Origin of the sequence: Mesorhizobium sp. M2A.F.Ca.ET.037.01.1.1 (genome assembly GCF_003998075.1) — a bacterium.
In the GTDB taxonomy this organism is placed as follows: domain Bacteria; phylum Pseudomonadota; class Alphaproteobacteria; order Rhizobiales; family Rhizobiaceae; genus Mesorhizobium.
The window spans coordinates 1-519 of sequence record NZ_RZSA01001752.1 but is presented as its reverse complement, the minus strand read 5'-3'; the positions used below and the strand labels follow the sequence as shown (position 1 = coordinate 519).

Below are 519 nucleotides of genomic sequence, written 5' to 3'. Positions count from 1 at the left end.
CGCCATGCGTGGCCCAGCGCGTGTGGCCGATGCCGATCGTGCCGTCGAGCGGCTCGTCCTTCAGGCGGCGTTCGAGATTGATGAGCTTGCCTTCGGCGCGGCGGCGACCAAGTTCGCCCTTCTCGATGGTGGCGACACCGGCCGAGTCGTAGCCCCGATATTCAAGCCGCTTCAGCGCGTCGACGATGAGCGGCGCGACCTGCGAATGGCCGACGATTCCAACGATACCGCACATGGCGCTTACCCCCGATTCCCAGCGGAAAACCCGGCGTTATCTAGGGGTTGCCGGCCTGCCGCGAAAGTCACTTTGCGTTTCGTTCCATGTCAGCGGAACGGTCTTTTGCTCCATGCACCATGCCAGACGGCGCTTGCAATCCAGTTACCTGAACCGCTCGGGTTCAGGAAGCGCTGAAACGCTATTCCGCTGCCTTCTTCCTTGCCGCTGCGGCCGAGGCGAAGCGCTCGCGCAATTCCTTGCCCTTGCCGGGGATCGTCTTCTGGCGGGCACGGCCGAAAGCC

Annotated in this window: 1 pseudogene; it reads right to left on the bottom strand. The window is 63.8% G+C overall.

The annotated features are described in order from the left end of the window. Positions 1–235: pseudogene (locus EOA27_RS39600) on the bottom strand (glutamine--fructose-6-phosphate aminotransferase); the annotation flags it as partial. Between the last annotated feature and the right edge of the window lie 284 nt (positions 236–519).